The organism is Mycobacterium sp. E2327 (genome assembly GCF_001672675.1).
GTDB lineage: Bacteria > Actinomycetota > Actinomycetes > Mycobacteriales > Mycobacteriaceae > Mycobacterium.
The window spans coordinates 25,578-43,267 of sequence record NZ_LZKE01000155.1 but is presented as its reverse complement, the minus strand read 5'-3'; the positions used below and the strand labels follow the sequence as shown (position 1 = coordinate 43,267).

The window sequence follows — 17,690 nt, the reverse complement described above, 5'->3', positions numbered from 1 at the left end:
CTGGACGAGCTTTCCAACGATCTTTCCGGCGACGAACTGGTGGGAATCGTCGACGAGCTGTTCCGGCAGTTCGATTCGGCCGCGGAAACCCTTGGCGTCGAACGGATCCGCACCTTCCACAACGGCTACCTCGCCACCTGCGGGGTGATCACGCCACGATTGGACAGCATTCACCGAACCGTTGACTTCGCCGTCGAGATGCGCCGCATCATCGAGCGGTTCAACAGCCAGACCGGCCACGACCTGGGCCTTCGGGTCGGCATCAACACCGGAAACGTCATCAGCGGGCTGGTGGGCCGATCGAGCCTCGTCTACGACATGTGGGGCGCCGCGGTGAGCCTCGCCTCCCAAATGCACAGGGGCGCACCGCAGCCCGGCATCTACGTCAGCACCCCGGTGTACGAGGCGATGCGCGACGTGCGGCAGTTCACGCCCGCGGGCACGATTTCGGTGGGCGGCACCGAGCAGGCGATGTACCGGTTGGCGGAGCGATGATGAACGCCTGGAACTCCTCATGGTTCTACTGGGCGATCGGCATCTCGATCGGGTTCCCGATCGGTCTGATCTTCCTTACTGAGGTGCACCACGCGCTGGTCCGCCGGAACAGCCGCGTCGCCAGGCAGGTTGGCCTGCTGCGCAACTACCTGCTGCCGCTCGTCGCCCTCTTGCTGCTGCTCGTCAAGGCGTCGCAGATTCCCGCCGGCGAGGTCCCGGTGCGGCTCCTCACCACGGTATTCGGCTTCCTGGTGCTGGTGCTGATGCTGTCCGGGCTCAACGCCACCGTGTTCGAAGGCGCGCCGGAGGAGAGCTGGCGGGCGCGGATGCCCGCCATCTTTCTCGACGTCGCGCGTTTCGCGCTGATCGGCGTCGGGCTGGTTCTGATCCTGTCGTACATCTGGGGCGTCCGGGTCGGCGGCCTCTTTACCGCGCTGGGTGTCACATCGGTCGTCATCGGCCTGATGCTGCAGAACTCCGTCGGCCAGATCGTTTCGGGCCTGTTCATGCTCTTCGAGCAGCCGTTCCGGATCAACGATTGGCTGGACACCGGCACGGCGAAGGGACGCGTCGTCGAGGTGAACTGGCGGGCCGTCCACATCGACACCGGCAGCGGAATGCGCGTCACGCCCAACTCGGTGCTGGCCACCACGGCGTTCACCAACCTGAGCCGGCCGGCGGGCACCCACAAACTGGCCATGACGACCACGTTTTCGTCCGCCGACCCGCCCGACCGGGTCTGCGCCATGCTGACGCGCGTGGCCCTCGGGCTGCCGCAGCTGAAGGCCGACACGGTGCCCCGCTCGGTACCCGTCGGCGGCGGCGAATACCGCACCTCCATCGGGCTGACCTCGCCCGCGGACGACGGCGCCGCGAAAGCGACCTTTCTGCGCTGGGTCTGGTACGCCGCACGGCGTGAAGACCTGCACCTGGACAACAGCGACGACGACTACTCGACCCCCGAACGCGTGGAGAAGGCGCTGCGCACGGTGGTGGCGCCGGCGTTGCGGCTGAACGCCGACGAACAACGCTCGCTGCATTCGTGCGCGAAACTCGTCCGCTACGGTGCGGACGAAACCGTCGAATACGCCGGTCAGATTCCGGGCGGGATGACGTTTTTGGTCGAGGGCCGCGTGCAGCTGACCGCGATGGCCGACGACGGGTCGATCGTCCCGATCAGCACGCTGCTCGAGGGCTCGTTTTTGGGTCTGACCGCGCTGACCCGGCAGCCGAACATGGCGAGCGCGTATGCGCTCGACGAAGTGACCGCGCTGGAGATCGACCGCGAACACATCGAGCACCTGGTGATGCGTGAACCGTTGCTGCTACAGAACTTCGGCCACATCCTCGAAGAGCGGCAAAGCAAAGTGCGCCAGGCGCGGCGCGGCGAGCGGGTCGCGTGAGCCGCCCGCTCTGACCTGGCCCGCTAAGGACCGTTACCCTGGATAAATGAGTCTGCAAGCTCCGACGCGCCCCGACTTGCGCCGGGAGGTCCACGACGCCGCGCGCCGCGCCCGGGTCGCCGCCCGCGCGCTGGCGTTGTTGCCGACCGTCGCCAAGGACGCGGCGCTGCAGTCGGCCGCCGACGCGATAGGCGCCCACACCGAGCGGATCCTGGCGGCCAACGCCGAAGACCTCGACGCCGCCCGGGCCGCCGGGACGCCGGCCGCGATGCTCGACCGGTTGGCCCTGGACCGCAAGCGCGTCGACGGAATCGCCGCCGGCCTGCGCCAGGTCGCCGGGTTGCCCGACCCCGTCGGCGAGGTGCTGCGGGGCTACACCCTGCCCAACGGGCTGCACCTGCGCCAGCAGCGGGTCCCGCTCGGGGTGGTCGGCATGATCTACGAGGGCCGGCCGAACGTCACGGTCGACGCGTTCGGGTTGGCGCTCAAGTCGGGCAACGCGGTGCTGCTGCGCGGCAGCTCGTCGGCGGCGAAGTCCAACCAGGCCCTCGTCGACGTGCTGCGCGGATCGCTGGTCAGCGAGGACCTGCCCGCCGACGCGGTCCAGCTGCTCTCGGCCGCCGATCGATCCACGGTGACCCACCTGATCCAGGCGCGCGGACTGGTCGACGTGGTCATCCCGCGCGGCGGGGCGAGCCTGATCGACGCGGTGGTGCGCGACGCCCGGGTGCCCACCATCGAGACCGGTGTCGGCAACTGCCACGTGTACGTGCACGAGTCCGCCGACCTCGACGTGGCCGAACGGATCCTGCTGAACTCCAAGACCCGTCGGCCCAGCGTCTGCAACGCCGCCGAGACGCTGCTGGTCGACGCCGCGATCGCGGGGACGGCCATGCCCAGGCTGGTCGGCGCCCTGCAGGACGCGGGGGTGACGGTTCACCTGGACGCGGGTGAGGACGACCTGCGCCGCGAGTACCTGTCGATGGACATCGCGGTGGCCGTCGTCGACGGCGTCGACGCCGCGATCGCCCACATCAACGAATACGGCACCGGGCACACCGAGGCCATCGTGACGACGAATATGGCTGCGGCTCAACGGTTCAGCGACGGAGTCGACGCGGCCGCGGTGATGGTCAACGCTTCGACGGCCTTCACCGACGGCGAGCAGTTCGGGTTTGGCGCGGAGATCGGCATCTCCACGCAGAAGCTGCATGCGCGCGGCCCGATGGGGTTGCCGGAACTGACCTCGACCAAGTGGATCGCGTGGGGAGACGGGCAGACCCGCCCGGCCTGACGTCCAAAGCCTTAGGAGACCTGACATCGTGAGTGTGCCCGCCCGGCCGGCGCCGCTGTTCGCCGATATCGACGACGTCTCGCGGCGGTTGGCCGAGACCGGCTACCTACCCGACACCGCCACCGCGACGGCCGTATTCCTGGCCGACCGGCTCGGTAAGCCCCTGCTGGTGGAGGGTCCCGCCGGAGTCGGCAAGACCGAGCTGGCCCGCGCGGTCGCCCAGGCCACCGGCTCGGGCCTGGTGCGCCTGCAGTGCTACGAGGGCGTCGACGAGGCCCGCGCGCTCTACGAGTGGAACCACGCCAAGCAAATCCTGCGCATCCAGGCCGGCTCCGGGGACTGGGACCAGACCAAGGACGACGTGTTCAGCGAGGAGTTCTTGCTGTCGCGGCCGCTGCTGACCGCCATCCGGCGCAGCGAGCCGACGGTGCTGCTGATCGACGAGACGGACAAGGCCGACATCGAGATCGAGGGCCTGCTGCTCGAGGTGCTCTCCGACTTCGCCGTGACGGTGCCCGAACTGGGCACGATCGTCGCGGAGCGGGCGCCGTTCGTGGTGCTGACCTCCAACGCCACCCGCGAACTGTCCGAGGCGCTCAAGCGGCGCTGCCTGTTCCTGCACATCGACTTCCCGAGCCCGGACCTGGAGCGGCGCATCCTGTTGTCCCGGGTTCCCGACCTGCCGGCGCACCTGGCCGAGGAATTGGTGCGCATCATCGGGGTGCTGCGCGGAATGCAGCTGAAGAAGGTGCCGTCCATCGCCGAGACCATCGACTGGGGCCGCACGCTGCTTGCGTTGGGCCTGGACACCATCGACGACGCGGTGGTCGCCGCCACGCTCGGCGTGGTGCTCAAGCATCAATCCGACCAGCAACGCGCCGCGGGAGAACTGAGGCTCAACTGATGGCCGCCCGCCGCATCCGCCCCAGCCGCCCGCTCGCCCCGCACGGACTGCCGGGCCACCTGGTCGGTTTCGTGGAAGCGCTTCGCGCGCAAGGCATTTCGGTGGGTCCGTCGGAGACGGTGGACGCCGGGCGAGTGATGGCCACCCTCGGCCTGGCCGATCGTGAGGTGTTGCGGGAGGGGATCGCCTGCGCCGTGCTGCGCCGTCCCGACCACCGCGAAACCTACGACGCCATGTTCGACCTGTGGTTCCCCGCCGCGCTGGGCGCCCGCGCGGTGGTCACCGAGGAGGAGGCCGGCGAGGCCAAGGACGGCGCCCTGCCGCCCGACGACGTCGAGGCGATGCGCCAGATGCTGCTGGACCTGCTCACCGAAAACCCCGAACTGGCCGACATGGACGAGCGTCTCGTCGCGATGATCGCCCGGATCGTGGAGGCCTACGGCAAATACAGTTCCAGCCGCGGCCCGTCGTTCTCGTCGTATCAGGCGCTCAAGGCGATGGCGCTGGACGAATTGGAGGGCAAGCTGCTGGCGGGGCTGCTCGCGCCGTACGGCGACGAGCCCACGCCCACCCAGGAGCAGATCGCCAAAGCGCTGGCGGCCCAGCGGATCACGCAGCTGCGCAAGATGGTCGACGCCGAGACCAAGCGGCGCACCGCCGAGCAGTTGGGTCGCGACCACGTCCAGATGTACGGCATCCCACAGCTTTCGGAGAACGTCGAGTTCCTGCGCGCCTCCGGCGAGCAGCTGCGCCAGATGCAACGGGTGGTGGCGCCGCTGGCCCGCACCCTGGCGACCCGGTTGGCCGCGCGCCGGCGGCGCTCCCGCGCCGGGACCATCGACCTGCGTAAGACGCTGCGCAAGTCCATGTCCACCGGCGGGGTGCCCATCGACGTGGTGCTGGCCAAGCCCCGCCCGGCCCGGCCGGAACTGGTTGTGCTGTGCGATGTCTCGGGCTCGGTCGCCGGGTTCAGCCACTTCACGCTGCTGCTGGTGCATGCCCTGCGGCAGCAGTTTTCCCGGGTTCGGGTCTTTGCGTTCATCGACACGACCGACGAGGTGACCCACATGTTCGGCCCGGAAGCCGACCTGGCCGTGGCGATTCAGCGGATCACCCGTGAGGCCGGCGTGTACAGCCGCGACGGGCACTCCGACTACGGCAACGCGTTCGTCTCGTTCCTGCAGGCGCACCCGAACGCGCTGTCGCCGCGCAGCTCGCTGCTGGTGCTCGGCGACGGGCGCACCAACTACCGCGACCCGGCCATCGACGTGCTCGTCGACATGGTGACCGCCAGCCGCCATGCGCACTGGCTCAACCCCGAACCCAAGCACCTGTGGGGCAGCGGCGACTCGGCGGTGCCGCGCTACCAAGAGGTCATCACGATGCACGAATGCCGGTCCGCCAAGCAGTTGGCGGCGGTGATCGACCAGCTGCTGCCGGTGTGACGTCGCGGATCCACTGGCCTCCCCGAAGGCCTGCTCAGTGCCTTCGGCGTTAACAATTTGTGGCGAGCGCGTTAGGCAGGTTTCAGCACAGCGGATATTGGTCACCACTTAACCGCGTTGCTCGATGATTAGTTGGTGATCTCGGCGGGGGATGATCGATGTCGTTCGTAAGCGTGGTCCCGGCCAGTGCCTCTGAGGCTGCCAGGACTCTGGCGGGTATTGGCTCGGAGCTTGACGCGGCCAGAAATTCGGCGGCGCTGCCCACGACTGGCGTCGTGGCTGCGGCTCAGGACGAGGTATCCATCGCGGTCGCGCGGGTGTTCGGCGACTTCGGTCAGGAATTTCAGGCTCTCAGCGCCGAGGCGCAGGCGTTTCATGAGCAGTTCGTCGGCAAGTTAGCCGGCGGTTTGGGTCAGTATCTGAGCGCCGAGGCCGCCAACGTCCAGCAGACCTTGCTCGGTGCTGGGAAGGTCCCGGCCCAGGCGTTGCTGGGGAATCCGTTGAGCGGGATCGGAACCATGCCGTTCAGCGCTACCGTCTTCGATTACCCGACTCCGTTCGGTCCCATATTGCTGACGGTGGACGGAGAGGCGTCGTTACTGGGAACGGTCACCGTGACCGGGGGAACGCTGCAGGTGCCCACCCCGCTTGCGCTCGGCCTTGACGCGTTGGGTCCCGAGGCCAACGTGCTACTCACGCTCGGAAATGGCGGTGCGGCGTTCGCCAACGCAGTGCAAACCGGGAATCCAGTCGCCGCCGCCCAAGTGCTCCTCGAAACTCCCACTAATGCCGCGAGCAGTTTCTTCTTTGGCCAACAGACCATCTCGGCGTCGTATCCGGTGCCTCCGGGCACGCAATACACGTCGGCGGAAATCAGCGTTCCCGTCGGAGGGCTTCTCGCCCCTCTTCAGCCGGTTACGCTCACGCTGTCCTCCTCCGACGGCACGGTGACGTCAATTCCGCTGGGTGGTACGGAATTCGGTGGCCTTATTTCCGCTGTCGAGGGTTCTCTCACCGGCGCCTAGTCGTCTTGTGGTGGTCGGACGACACCGCGCCCGCGTCGCCGCGGAGATTTGCGTGGCGCCCGGCGCCCAGAGCGATGTGGCGTCGGTTACCACTGAAGGGCCGGGCCAGGCCGCCTAGCTGGGGAATCGGTGCCGCCCCTGAGCTCAAGTAAGCTGGCAAATCGTGCAAAAGCAGCTTCGCCGGCTCGGGGTGATGGGTGGGACGTTCGACCCCATCCATTACGGCCACCTGGTGGCCGCCAGCGAGGTCGCCGACCTGTTCGACCTGGACCAGGTGGTCTTCGTGCCCAGCGGCCAGCCCTGGCAGAAGAGCCGGCACGTCTCGGCCGCCGAGGACCGTTATCTGATGACGGTGATCGCCACGGCGTCCAACCCGCGGTTTTCGGTGAGCCGGGTCGACATCGACCGCGCCGGGCCCACCTACACCCGGGACACGCTCGCTGACCTGCACGCGCTCAACCCCGAATCGCAGCTGTACTTCATCACCGGCGCGGACGCGCTCGAGTCGATCCTGTCGTGGCAGGGCTGGGAGGAGCTGTTCGGGTTGGCGCGCTTCATCGGCGTCAGCCGTCCCGGATATGAGCTGCGCCGCGAACACGTCACCGGCGTCCTCGGCGAGCTGACCGAGGACGCGCTGACCCTCGTGGAGATTCCGGCGCTGGCGATCTCGTCGACCGACTGCCGCCGGCGCGCCGAGGAGGGCCGCCCGCTGTGGTACCTGATGCCCGACGGTGTCGTGCAATACGTGTCGAAGCGTCGCCTGTACCGAACGGCCGAACCCAATACGCGCCCAACGACATTCGCGGCGGGAAACAACACGTGACCGCCACCCAGGAAGCCATCGACATGGCCACCGTGGCGGCCGGCGCGGCCGCCTCGAAACTGGCCAACGACGTGCTCGTCATCGACGTCTCGAGCCAGCTGGTGATCACGGACTGCTTCGTCATCGCCTCGGCGTCCAACGAGCGGCAGGTCAACGCCATCGTCGACGAGGTCGAGGAGAAGATGCGCAAGGCGGGCTACCGCCCGGCGCGGCGCGAGGGCGCCCGGGAGGGCCGCTGGACGCTGCTGGACTACCGCGACATCGTCGTGCACATCCAGCACCAGGACGACCGCAACTTCTACGCGCTGGACCGGCTGTGGGGCGACTGCCCGGTGATCTCGGTCGACCTCGACGACCCGGAAGGTCCTGCAGACTCGGCGAGCGCGCGATGAGGATCCGGCGCCTGGTGATGCTCCGGCACGGCCAAACCGACTTCAACGCCGGCAGCCGGATGCAGGGGCAGCTGGACTCCGCGCTCACCGAACTCGGTCGCGCCCAGGCGGTCGCCGCCGCCGAAGTGCTGGGCAAGCTGCCGCCGTTGCTGATCGTTTCGTCGGACCTGCATCGCGCCTACGACACCGCGGTCACGCTCGGGGAGCGGACCGGGTTGACGGTCCGGGTGGACCCCCGGTTGCGCGAGACCCATTTGGGCGACTGGCAGGGGCTGACGCACACCGAGGTCGACGCGCACGCCCCCGGCGCGCGGCTGGCCTGGCGCGACGACGCCAGGTGGGCGCCGCACGGCGGGGAAAGCAGGGTCGACGTGGCCGCGCGAAGCGTGCCGGTGGTCGCCGAGCTGGTGGCCGGCGAGCCGGAATGGGGTGACCCCGACGGGCCGGACCGACCGGTGGTGCTGGTGGCGCACGGGGGTCTGATCGCAGCCCTGTCCGCCGCGTTGCTCAAGCTGCCGGTCGACAACTGGCCGATGCTGGGCGGCATGGGCAACGCCAGTTGGGCTCAACTGAGTGGGCATGCCGGTGACTCGGATGTCGATTTCGGCAGCATCCGGTGGCGCCTGGATGTGTGGAACGCTTCTGCTCAGGTCGCCAACGATGTCCTCTGACGCGCGCGCGAGGCCCACCCTGTTGGTGTTCGCCGATTCCTTGTCCTATTACGGGCCCACCGGGGGACTGCCCGCGGACGACCCGCGCATCTGGCCGAATATCGTTGCCACCCAACTGGGTTGGGATGTGGAGCTGATCGGGCGCATCGGCTGGACTTGCCGCGATGTCTGGTGGGCGGCGACGCAGGACCCGCGGGCCTGGGCGGCGCTGCCCCGGGCGGGTGCGGTGATCTTCGCGACCGGCGGGATGGATTCGCTGCCCTCGGTGCTGCCGACCGCGGTGCGCGAGCTGATCCGCTACGTGCGGCCGCCGTGGCTGCGGCGCTGGGTCCGCGACGGCTACGCGTGGCTGCAGCCCCGGCTCTCGCCGGTGGCCCGACCGGCGTTGCCGCCGCACCTGAGCGCCGAATACCTCGAACAGACCCGCGGCGCAATCGATTTCAACCGCCCGGGCATTCCGATCGTGGCGTCGCTGCCGTCGGTGCACATCGCCGAGACGTACGGCAAGGCCCACCACGGCCGCGCGGGGACGGTGGCCGCGATCACGGAATGGGCGCAACAACACGACATTCCCCTGGTGGATCTCAAAGCCGCTGTGGCCGAACAGGTTATGAGTGGGCGCGGCAATCCCGACGGCATCCACTGGAATTTCGAAGCCCACCAGGCGGTCGCGGAGCTGATGCTCAAGGCACTGGCGGAAGCCGGCGTTGCCAACGAGAAGCCGCGCGGGTAGCGGCCATGGCCCGCGCCGGCGACGATGCAGAGCGAAGCGATGAGGAGGAGCGGCGCCCATGGCTGTCGTGGTGGTGACCGATGCGTCGTCGCGCCTGCCCGCCGATCTGCTCGAAAAGTGGGCCATCCGCGTGGTTCCGTTGCACATCCTGCTCGATGGCCGCGACCTACGCGACGGCGTGGACGACATCCCCGACGACATCTACCAGCAGCACGCGACCACCGCGGCGGCCACCCCGGCCGAACTGGCCAACGCCTATCAGCAGGCGCTGGCCGACAGCGACGGCGACGGCGTGGTCGCCGTGCATCTTTCCTCGGCGCTGTCCGGAACCTACGGCGCCGCCCAACGGACCGCGGCCGACCTCGACGCGAACGTGCGCGTCGTCGACTCGCGCTCGGCCGCAATGGGAACCGGGTTCGTGGCGCTGGCCGCCGCCCGCGCCGCGGCCGACGGCGGCGACCTGGGCGCCGTCGCGGGCGCAGCCACTTCGGCGGTGTCGCGCGGCCACGCGTTCGTGGTGGTGCACCGGCTGGACAACCTGCGTCGCAGCGGACGCATCGGCGGGGCCACGGCGTGGCTGGGGACCGCGCTGGCGCTCAAGCCGCTGCTGCGCATCGATGACGGCAAACTCGTTCTCGCCCAACGGGTGCGGACCGTGACCGCCGCGACCGCGGCGATGATCGACCGGGTTTGCGAGGTCGTCGGCGAGAACTCCGCGGCCCTGGCGGTGCAACATGTAACCAACCCGGAGGGCGCGAGCGAGGTGGCGGCCGAGCTGGCGCGGCGGCTGCCCGCCTGCGAGCCGGCGATCGTCAGCCCGTTGGGGCCGGTGCTCGGGCTGCACGTCGGCCCGGGGGCCGTCGCGGTGTGCCTTGACTTAGCTCCTGGCGCCTGACGCCACCGGTGCCGCCACGGCCGGGGGACGGCCGTAGTCGCCGCGCGGGTGCACGACGAGCGGCCACCAGAACCAGCGACCGAGCAGGGTGGCGATCGACGGCATCAGCAGCGTGCGCACGATCAGGGTGTCGAGCAGCAGGCCGATGCATACCGTGGACCCGAACTGCCCCAGCACCCGAAGCTCGCTGCCCAGCATCGCGGCCATGGTGAACGCGAACACCAGGCCCGCCGCGGTCACCACCCCGCCGGTGCCGGCCATCGAGCGGATGATCCCCGTCTTGAGCCCGTGGTGGATCTCCTCTTTGAACCGCGACACCAGTAGCAGGTTGTAGTCGGATCCGACCGCCAGCAGGATGATGACCGACAGCGCCATCACGATCCAGTGGATTCTGATGCCGAACAGGTCCTGCCAAATCAGCACCGACAGCCCGAATGATGCGGCGATCGAACTGGCCGCCGTGCCGACGATCACCAGAGCGGCAACCACGCTGCGGGTGAGCAGCAGCATGATCATGAAGATCAGCGTCAGGGCCGACACCACCGCGATCATCAGGTCGTACTTTTCGCCGTCGGCCATGTCCCGGAACGTCGCGGCGGTTCCGCCGAGATACACCTGGGCATCCGACAGCGAGGACTGTTTCAACGCCTCCTGCGCGGCGGTGCGTTCGGCGTCGACCCGTGCGATGCCCTCGGGACTCATCGGATCACCCTGATGGGTGATGAAGAACCGGGCCGACTTACCGTCGGGCGACAGGAACATGCGTAGGCCCGTCTGGAAATCGGGGTTGTCGAAGGCCTCCGGCGGGAGATAGAAGAAGTCGTCGTTCTTGGACTGATCGAAGCTCTGCCCCATCACGATGGCGGTGTTGCTCATCGCCTCCATCTGATCGATCATCGCCTTGAACGTCTGGTAGAGCGTCAGCGTGATGCCCCTGGTGTTCTTCAGGGTCGAGATCAGCACGGGGAATAGCGCATTCAGGTCGTGGGTGGCCTTGGCGGTGTGCGCGATATCGGCGGTGAGGTAGTGGAACTGCTCGGCGAGCTGGTCGAAGCCGTCGAACGTGTCGAAGAGGGACCGTATGCCGATGCACAACGGGATGTCGTAGCAGTGCCTCTCCCAGTAGAAGTAGCTACGTACCGGCCGGAAGGTGTCGTCGAAATCCGCGATGTGGTCGCGCAACTTGTCGGTGATCTGCGACGTCACCTCGGTGGTCTTCGCGCTGTCGTCGGCGGCATTGGCCAAATCCAGCGACACCTCGTACTGGCGTTGCGTGGTGTCGATCTGGGTCTGTAGATCGTCGGCCATCCGCAGGATGTCGGCAATGCGGTCCTTGAGGAAGCTCATGTTCTGCATCGTCGTCTGGCTCTGGATGCTGTTCTGGAACGGAATCGAGCTGTGCTGGATCGGGATTCCCAGCGGCCGGGTGATGTCCTGGACCATGGCGATGCCCTGCGTGCGCATCTCGTTCTTGGCCACCCGGTCCAACACCAGCATGTCGGCCGGGTTTCGCATGTCGTGGTCGGACTCGACCATCAACAGGTCGGGGTTCATTCGCGCCTCGGAGAAATGCCGGTTCGCGGCCTCTTGCCCTTGATTCGAGGGGGCTGACAACGGCAGGTAATGGCGGTCGTTGTAGCTCGTGTGGTAGCTCGGCAGTGCGATCATGCCGACCAGCACGACCGCGCCACTGACGGCCAAAATCGGTGCGGGCCAACGCACTACCGCGGTGCCCACCCGCCGCCACAGCCGACCGCGCTTGGCCTGCCTTTCGAAGAAGTGGAAGCGGCTGCCGACGAAGACCACGGCCGGCCCCAGGCTCAGTCCCGCCGCGACCACGACCAGCATGCCGATCGCCACGGGTGCGCCCATGGTGTTGAACCAGGGCAACCGCGAAAAGCTCAGGCAATAGGTCGCCCCGGCGATCGTCAGGCCCGAACCCAGGACGACGGGAGCGACGCCCTTGAATGTGGTGTAGTACGCGCTTTCTCGATCCTCACCGGCGGCGAGCGCTTCTTGGTAGCGGCCGACGAGGAAGATGCCGTAGTCGGTCCCGGCGGCGATCGCCAGCATGGTGAGGATGTTCGCAGCGAAGGTGGTGAGCCCGAATGCGTTGTGATACGCGAGAACCGCGACGACCCCCCGCGCACACGCCAGGGCGACAAAGGTCATGAACAGCTGGAGCAGCGTGGTGACGATGGACCGGTAGACCAGCAGCAACATGATCGCGATGGCGCCCAGCGTGAACAGGGTGATCTTGGCGAGGCTGGCGTTGCCGATGATGTGCATGTCGTCGGACAGCGCGGCGGGACCGGTGACGTAGGCCTTCACACCGGGTGGCGCCTTGTTCTCCTCGATTACCTTGCGGACCGCGTCCACGGACTCGTTGGCCTGCGTGGTGCCCTGATTACCGGCGAGGTTTATCTGCACATAGGCGGCCTTGGCGTCGGCGCTCTGCGCCCCGGCCGCGGTCAGCCGGTCTCCCCAGAAGTCCTGGATGTGCTGGATGTGCTTGGAATCCTGGCGCAGTTGGCGAATGACGTTGTCGTAGTAGTGGTGCGCGTCGGGGCCGAGGGGTTGTTGGCCTTCCAGCACGATCATGACGGTGCTATTGGAGTCGAATTCGCGGAAGTTGTGGCCCATCCGCATCATGGCCTTCATCGACGGCGCGTCCAGCGGGGCCATCGGCGCCGAATGCGCCTCGCCGACTTTTTCCAGCGTGGGGACGATGACGTTCACCAACACGGTGATGGCCACCCAGCCCAAAATGATTGGTATCGCGAAGATTCGGATCGCGTGGGGCAGATACGGACGATGGCCGCGGTCCGCCATGCTGGGCCGCTGGGTGGTGATCGGACCGGTGTCCGCCGTGCTGGCGTCGCGCTCCGACCTGTCGATGTCGGTCATGCGGACTTCACCAGGCAGAAGGTCTGGGCGTTATGGCCGTCGGAGTTCTGGCTGTCGCGGACCACGCCGTCCACGCTGATCTTGCAGCTGATTCGGCTGCCGTCGCTTTGCGCCATGATGTTGGCGCTCACCGAGGGAAGCGTGGTGGAGATGGTGGTCGACCAGGGCAGTGGCGCGTTGTTGATCTGGTGGGTGTTGGCGTTCTCGTCCCAGTAGTTGATGTTCGCGGTGGATCCGGGCGGCCCGGAGATGTCGTAGACGACGACCTTCGGATTGAACTGCACGATCTCGATCCCCTTGCCCGCATTCGCGTTGAGGTCCTGGGACCCGAAAATTTTGTGTAGCCGCGAGACCACCAAGGCCGAGACGGCGAGCACGACCACCAACACCAGAGGAATCCACGCTCGCCTGAGCGCCCGGGTTAGGGCCTTCATCTTGACCGCCTTCCGCTCGCCCCTTGCGGATCACCGCCGTCGCCGACAACACCCGTTGCCGATACATTGCTCAGCTAAGCATCGTAGACCTAGTGCACGGAACCGTTCCTCTGGGTCCGCGCTTGCGGGGCGGCCGACGCTGGGTTAGTGCGTCACCCGGCCGGTGACCGGCGGTAGATCGGCAAGCGTGACGATCCCGGGCCTGGCTGCGACGACGGCCGGGACGGCATTGGTGACCGGCATCGCGGTGTAGATCATTCCCAGTCCCATGAAGCCGGGTTCCGTCCAATCCTTCGGCGGCAGGCAGTGCAGCACGGTGCGCATGTTGGGTAGGCCGAACACCTGGATGACGTGGCCGTGCTCGAGCGGTTTGGGCGGGACCACATGGCTGCCCATGGTCCAGTTGAATCCGACGCTGACCACGTTGCGGTCGCCCTCCCAGCCGCGGTGGTAGCCGTAGACGCTGCCTACCGTTCCCTCGGGGATTTTCATGAAGCCCAGATCGGAGTCGGCAGTGGCCGCGGTGAACGTGACGTCGAACGTCATTTTGTCCAGTTTGGCGCCGATCGCGTCGGCCATCATCGCGGCCGATTCCGCGAAGACCTCGCTTTCCCGGCGGACGCTCTCCGCCAGTCCCGGCGTGTCGGGGTCTTGCGAGAACCCCATCGCCGTTTGCGTTTCCGCCGACTCATACGTCGAGCAGTCCACCGACTCGGTGATGCGGATCTCGTCGACGCGCTCGCACGATGCGGACAGCACCATCCCGACCATGTTCGTCATCCCGGGGTGCGCTCCGCTGCCGAAGATCGTCGCACCGCCCCGTTCGCAAGCGTCCTGGATGCGCTTGCGGTCCTGGGGTGTCTGCTTGCCGCCGGTGATCCAGGCGGCGCTGGTGCACACGTTGACGCCCGACTCCAGCAGCCGCACCAGTTCGTCGACGTTCGGCCACAAGGGGTTGTAGCAGCACGCGTCGGGTCGCAGCGCCAGCAGCGCATCGATGTCGTTAGTGGCCTTGATCCCGGTCGGCTCCGGCCACCCGGACAGCTCGGCGGCGTCCACCCCGACTTTTTCGGCTCCGTGGGCGTACACCCCGACCAGTTCCATGTCCGGGCGGCCGATGATGGCGTGCAGCGACCGCCGCCCGATGTTGCCGGTCGTCCACTGGATCACGCGATAGGGACGGTCTGCGCTGGTCGGGCTCATTGAGGGCTCCTTTGCCGGTGCGATTGGACCCATTATGAGTGAACCCGGCCCGCGAGAATGCGGGCCGGTCGTCCCGATCGACGGGAGGCCGGCCGAGTCCCCACGCGGGTTCGGCTTAGCCGTCCAACCGGGTGAATTGGTCGCGGCGGTACTGCTCGACGCACGCGGCGCGGCGGATCTTGCCGCTCGTCGTCGTGGGAATCGACCCCGGCGGCACCAGAACGAGGTCCCCGACATTCACGCCGTGCGCGTTGGATATCGCGGAGGTGACGTCGCGCTTGATGCAGGTGAGCCAGTGCCCGATGTCCTGGGCGTCCTCGTGGGAATGGCCTCGCTTCTTGAGCTCGACGACGGCGACCAGCTCCTCGGTGCTGCTGACCGGAACCGAGATCGCCGCGACTCGGCCGCCCGTGATCTGCTGAACGGTCGCCTCGATGTCCTCGGGGTAGTGATTGCGCCCACGGATGATCAGCAGGTCCTTGATGCGGCCGACGATAAACAGGTCACCCTCGAAGATGAAACCCAGGTCCCCGGTCTTCAGCCAGGGGCCTTCGGGTGTGCCCGGTGACGGGTCGGCGAGGGTCGCGCCGAAGCAGCGCTGCTCCTGAAGCGGTTTGCCCCAGTAGCCGTCGGCGACATTGGGCCCGTGCACCCAGATCTCGCCCACCAGGCCCTGCGCGCACTCGCGGTTGGTGTTCGAGTCGACGATCCGCAGCGTGGGTGATTGCGGCACTTTGTATTTGACCAGCGCGGTGCCGGTCCCTTCCCCGCATCGCACCGCGCGGCCCGCGGACAGCTCGTCGATGTCGAAGGCGACCGCGCTCGACGACTCATGCCAGGTGCCCGCCGTGACGAAGACGGTCGCCTCCGCCAACCCATACGAGGGGCGCATCATGTGGTCGCGAAAGTTGAAGTGGGCGAACCGGTCAACGAAACGGTGCAGCGTGGCCGGCTCGACGCGCTCGGCACCGCTGATGATGCCCAGCACCCCGCCGAGGTCGAGCCCGGCCAGGTCGGCATCGGTCGTCTTGCGGGCGGCCAAATCGAAGGCGAAGTTGGGTGCCGCCGACCAGGCATGAGGATTCTCGGCCAATGCTCGCATCCATCTGGCCGGCCTCTCCAGGAACGCAACCGGACTGGTCAGCTCGCCGCGATAGCCACCCAGGATCGGCGCGCAGATTCCCAGCACCAAGCCCATGTCGTGGTAGAAGGGCAACCACGACACGATCGTGGTATCCGCGGGGGCTTTGACGTGGGAGTCCGCGAAGAAGCTGCGCATCAGCTGCTCGAAATTCACCTGGAGATTGCGGTGCGAGACGATTACTCCCGTCGGCGCCCGCGTCGAACCCGAGCTGTACTGCAGATAGGCGATGCTGGGCATGTCGGCTGCCCGAACGCTCGTTCCGCCCTCCGCGTCGAGATTGAGCGAATCCATCTCGATGATCTTGGGAACGGTGTCCAGGCGCGCCTCGTCGACGTATTTGACGATGTCTTCGGCGACCGACGACGTCGTGAGAACCACCGAGGGCGCCGTATCGGAAAGGACCGCACTCACCCGCTCATGGCTCGAGCCCTTGTGCGGCAACAGCAGCGGAACCGCGATCAGCCCGGCCTGCATGGCTCCGAGAAACGCCTCGACGTAGTCGAGGGATTGGGGGGCCAGGATCACCGCCCTGTCTCCGACCGACCCGTGCTGGCTGAGCTCGCGTGCCGCGTTCAGCGTCCGGCGGGACACCTGTGACCACGTGAGGCTGTGGGGAACTCCGGCCCAATCGTCGGTGTAGTCGGTGAACGTGTACGCCACGTCATCGGGCCGCAGGCTGGCACGTCCGTGCAGCATGGACAGGATTGTTGACTGAGCCATCGGGGTTACATCACGTCCGTAGTAGTTCGTCGACTCCGATGGAGTCAGTGGTCGGTTTGCAGTGCGCTGTGCGACAACACGGACATGGCGCCGGCGAGGATCTGGGAGAACGGGTCCGCGCCGCCGCCGAAGGTCGCCTGGTTGGCCGGCGCGGTGACCTCCGCCGGATCGAAGCCGTGCACCGGGTCCACCTGAACCGGGGCGGTCGACGGGTCGTCGTTTCGCGAGTAGCCCGCGTTCACCCGGGGGATCAAGATGGCGTCCAGTTTGTTCAGCGTGTCCTCCGGCATCCCGATGTATTTCAGCGGCATCACCAGCGGAAGGTGCTTCTCCGGCACCATGATCGTCGTGTCTTTCGCGCCCCGGGAGTTGATCGTGGTTCGGATGTTCTGCGGCGGCACCATGCTCCGGTTCGTGAAGGCCACCGCGGTGTGACCGGTGGCCAGACCCATCAGCGTGTTGGCGAAGGCGAACAAGTTGTCGGGCCGATCGGGGAAGTCCGCGATGGAGTCGTACGCGGCCACGAACCTGTCGGTGTCGTACTGGCTCTCGTAGGTCGGCGGCATGGTGTAGTCGAGCGCGGGAACGGTGCTGCCGACGGGGAACACGGCGGTCAGGAAACTCTGACCGAAGGCGTGATGCCCGATCGGGTCACCGAATGTGGCGAAGTTCAGCGTGTTTGGCGGCGGGGCGGTCGGGTCAGTCGCCAGCCGCGCCTGCGCGCCGTCGACCACGAACCCGCCCTCGGACAGGCCGATCGCCGTACCCGGGCGGCCGTTTTTGATCGCGGCAACAAGGTTGTCCACTCCCGTGTCGACCGACTCGCCGACGCTGGGGCCGTCCAGACCCAGACCCGGGATGATCTCGTCGCCGGCCTTGCCGATTCCGGGGAAGAGCCGCCCCAGCACGTGGCCCTGAACCTGCCCCGCCGGGTAGTCGATGATTTTGCGCTGCTGGCCGGGAAACCATTGGGCGCCCTCTTGGCGGATGTACTCGTCGTAGGGGATGCCGAGAACGTGAGCGCCGCCGAGGGCGTACGCCGTCTGGTCGCCCGGGGCCCCCGGTGTTGGCGGTCCGCCGATGGGCGTGTCGTCGGCCGATGCCGCCCCGACGCCGAAATACACTGTGGCGCCAACAGTTACCAGCGCGGTAGCTCTTGCGAGTGTTTTGTTCATCCCTGCCCCCGACCGCTCTGCTTGTCT

16 protein-coding genes are annotated in these 17,690 nt (G+C 67.4%); 11 read left to right on the top strand and 5 right to left on the bottom strand.

Translation table 11 applies throughout. The annotated features are described in order from the left end of the window. The 11 genes from A5712_RS18600 to A5712_RS18550 form a co-directional block, all read left to right on the top strand. A partial coding sequence (locus tag A5712_RS18600; protein WP_197519435.1) for an adenylate/guanylate cyclase domain-containing protein occupies positions 1-495 on the top strand: 495 nt, incomplete at its 5' end. After that, positions 495-1,898, top strand: coding sequence for a mechanosensitive ion channel domain-containing protein (locus A5712_RS18595; RefSeq protein WP_068107925.1), 1,404 nt, complete (start codon positions 495-497; stop codon positions 1,896-1,898). The genes A5712_RS18600 and A5712_RS18595, both read left to right, overlap by 1 nt. Before the next feature lie 46 nt (positions 1,899-1,944). Then, positions 1,945-3,192, top strand: a complete 1,248-nt coding sequence (locus A5712_RS18590; RefSeq protein ID WP_068107923.1) for a glutamate-5-semialdehyde dehydrogenase — start codon at positions 1,945-1,947, stop codon at positions 3,190-3,192. A 28-nt stretch (positions 3,193-3,220) separates the two neighbouring features. After that, a complete protein-coding gene (locus A5712_RS18585) occupies positions 3,221-4,096 on the top strand; it encodes a MoxR family ATPase (RefSeq protein WP_068107921.1) in 876 nt (291 codons plus the stop codon). Continuing rightward, complete coding sequence (locus A5712_RS18580) at positions 4,096-5,541, top strand: VWA domain-containing protein (protein ID WP_068107919.1); 1,446 nt, start codon at positions 4,096-4,098, stop codon at positions 5,539-5,541. Before A5712_RS18585 ends, A5712_RS18580 begins: the two co-directional genes overlap by 1 nt. 158 nt (positions 5,542-5,699) lie before the next feature. Further along, positions 5,700-6,566 (top strand): PE family protein, encoded by an 867-nt coding sequence (locus tag A5712_RS18575; RefSeq protein ID WP_068107917.1) that lies wholly within the window; start codon positions 5,700-5,702, stop codon positions 6,564-6,566. Between the two features lie 163 nt (positions 6,567-6,729). Next, the gene (gene nadD / locus A5712_RS18570; RefSeq protein WP_082973513.1) at positions 6,730-7,389 is read left to right on the top strand and encodes a nicotinate-nucleotide adenylyltransferase; all 660 of its coding nucleotides are present in this window, start codon (positions 6,730-6,732) and stop codon (positions 7,387-7,389) included. Further along, positions 7,386-7,781, top strand: a complete 396-nt coding sequence (rsfS, locus tag A5712_RS18565; protein WP_068107916.1) for a ribosome silencing factor — start codon at positions 7,386-7,388, stop codon at positions 7,779-7,781. Before nadD ends, rsfS begins: the two co-directional genes overlap by 4 nt. Continuing rightward, positions 7,778-8,452 (top strand): glucosyl-3-phosphoglycerate phosphatase, encoded by a 675-nt coding sequence (gene gpgP, locus A5712_RS18560; protein ID WP_068107914.1) that lies wholly within the window; start codon positions 7,778-7,780, stop codon positions 8,450-8,452. Before rsfS ends, gpgP begins: the two co-directional genes overlap by 4 nt. Then, complete coding sequence (gene octT / locus A5712_RS18555) at positions 8,442-9,185, top strand: diglucosylglycerate octanoyltransferase (RefSeq protein WP_068107912.1); 744 nt, start codon at positions 8,442-8,444, stop codon at positions 9,183-9,185. Before gpgP ends, octT begins: the two co-directional genes overlap by 11 nt. 58 nt (positions 9,186-9,243) lie before the next feature. Beyond that, positions 9,244-10,080, top strand: coding sequence for a DegV family protein (locus A5712_RS18550; protein ID WP_068107909.1), 837 nt, complete (start codon positions 9,244-9,246; stop codon positions 10,078-10,080). Here A5712_RS18550 and A5712_RS18545 read toward each other — a convergent pair. The 5 genes from A5712_RS18545 to pe form a co-directional block, all read right to left on the bottom strand. Continuing rightward, the gene (locus tag A5712_RS18545) at positions 10,063-12,987 is read right to left on the bottom strand and encodes an RND family transporter (RefSeq protein WP_068107907.1); all 2,925 of its coding nucleotides are present in this window, start codon (positions 12,985-12,987) and stop codon (positions 10,063-10,065) included. The two genes, A5712_RS18550 and A5712_RS18545, sit on opposite strands and share 18 nt — an antisense overlap. Then, positions 12,984-13,421 (bottom strand): MmpS family transport accessory protein, encoded by a 438-nt coding sequence (locus A5712_RS18540; protein WP_068107905.1) that lies wholly within the window; start codon positions 13,419-13,421, stop codon positions 12,984-12,986. The genes A5712_RS18545 and A5712_RS18540 overlap by 4 nt, the downstream gene beginning before the upstream one ends. Before the next feature lie 144 nt (positions 13,422-13,565). Continuing rightward, positions 13,566-14,624, bottom strand: a complete 1,059-nt coding sequence (locus A5712_RS18535; RefSeq protein ID WP_068107903.1) for a dihydrodipicolinate reductase — start codon at positions 14,622-14,624, stop codon at positions 13,566-13,568. A 115-nt stretch (positions 14,625-14,739) separates the two neighbouring features. Further along, positions 14,740-16,488: an AMP-binding protein gene (locus A5712_RS18530; protein WP_068107901.1), complete on the bottom strand. Its 1,749-nt coding sequence runs from the start codon at positions 16,486-16,488 to the stop codon at positions 14,740-14,742. Positions 16,489-16,532: 44 nt separating this feature from the next. After that, on the bottom strand, positions 16,533-17,663 hold the full coding sequence (pe, locus tag A5712_RS18525) for an acyltransferase PE (protein ID WP_068107899.1): 1,131 nt from the start codon (positions 17,661-17,663) through the stop codon (positions 16,533-16,535). Positions 17,664-17,690 lie beyond the last annotated feature (27 nt).

Coding starts and splice junctions, on each gene's coding strand:
- A5712_RS18595 (WP_068107925.1), top strand. CDS start 495: ATGAACGCCTGGAACTCCTCATGGTTCTACTGGGCGATCGGCATCTCG.
- A5712_RS18590 (WP_068107923.1), top strand. CDS start 1,945: ATGAGTCTGCAAGCTCCGACGCGCCCCGACTTGCGCCGGGAGGTCCAC.
- A5712_RS18580 (WP_068107919.1), top strand. CDS start 4,096: ATGGCCGCCCGCCGCATCCGCCCCAGCCGCCCGCTCGCCCCGCACGGA.
- A5712_RS18575 (WP_068107917.1), top strand. CDS start 5,700: ATGTCGTTCGTAAGCGTGGTCCCGGCCAGTGCCTCTGAGGCTGCCAGG.
- gpgP (WP_068107914.1), top strand. CDS start 7,778: ATGAGGATCCGGCGCCTGGTGATGCTCCGGCACGGCCAAACCGACTTC.
- octT (WP_068107912.1), top strand. CDS start 8,442: ATGTCCTCTGACGCGCGCGCGAGGCCCACCCTGTTGGTGTTCGCCGAT.
- A5712_RS18550 (WP_068107909.1), top strand. CDS start 9,244: ATGGCTGTCGTGGTGGTGACCGATGCGTCGTCGCGCCTGCCCGCCGAT.
- A5712_RS18545 (WP_068107907.1), bottom strand. CDS start 12,987: ATGACCGACATCGACAGGTCGGAGCGCGACGCCAGCACGGCGGACACC.
- A5712_RS18540 (WP_068107905.1), bottom strand. CDS start 13,421: ATGAAGGCCCTAACCCGGGCGCTCAGGCGAGCGTGGATTCCTCTGGTG.
- A5712_RS18535 (WP_068107903.1), bottom strand. CDS start 14,624: ATGAGCCCGACCAGCGCAGACCGTCCCTATCGCGTGATCCAGTGGACG.
- A5712_RS18530 (WP_068107901.1), bottom strand. CDS start 16,488: ATGGCTCAGTCAACAATCCTGTCCATGCTGCACGGACGTGCCAGCCTG.
- pe (WP_068107899.1), bottom strand. CDS start 17,663: ATGAACAAAACACTCGCAAGAGCTACCGCGCTGGTAACTGTTGGCGCC.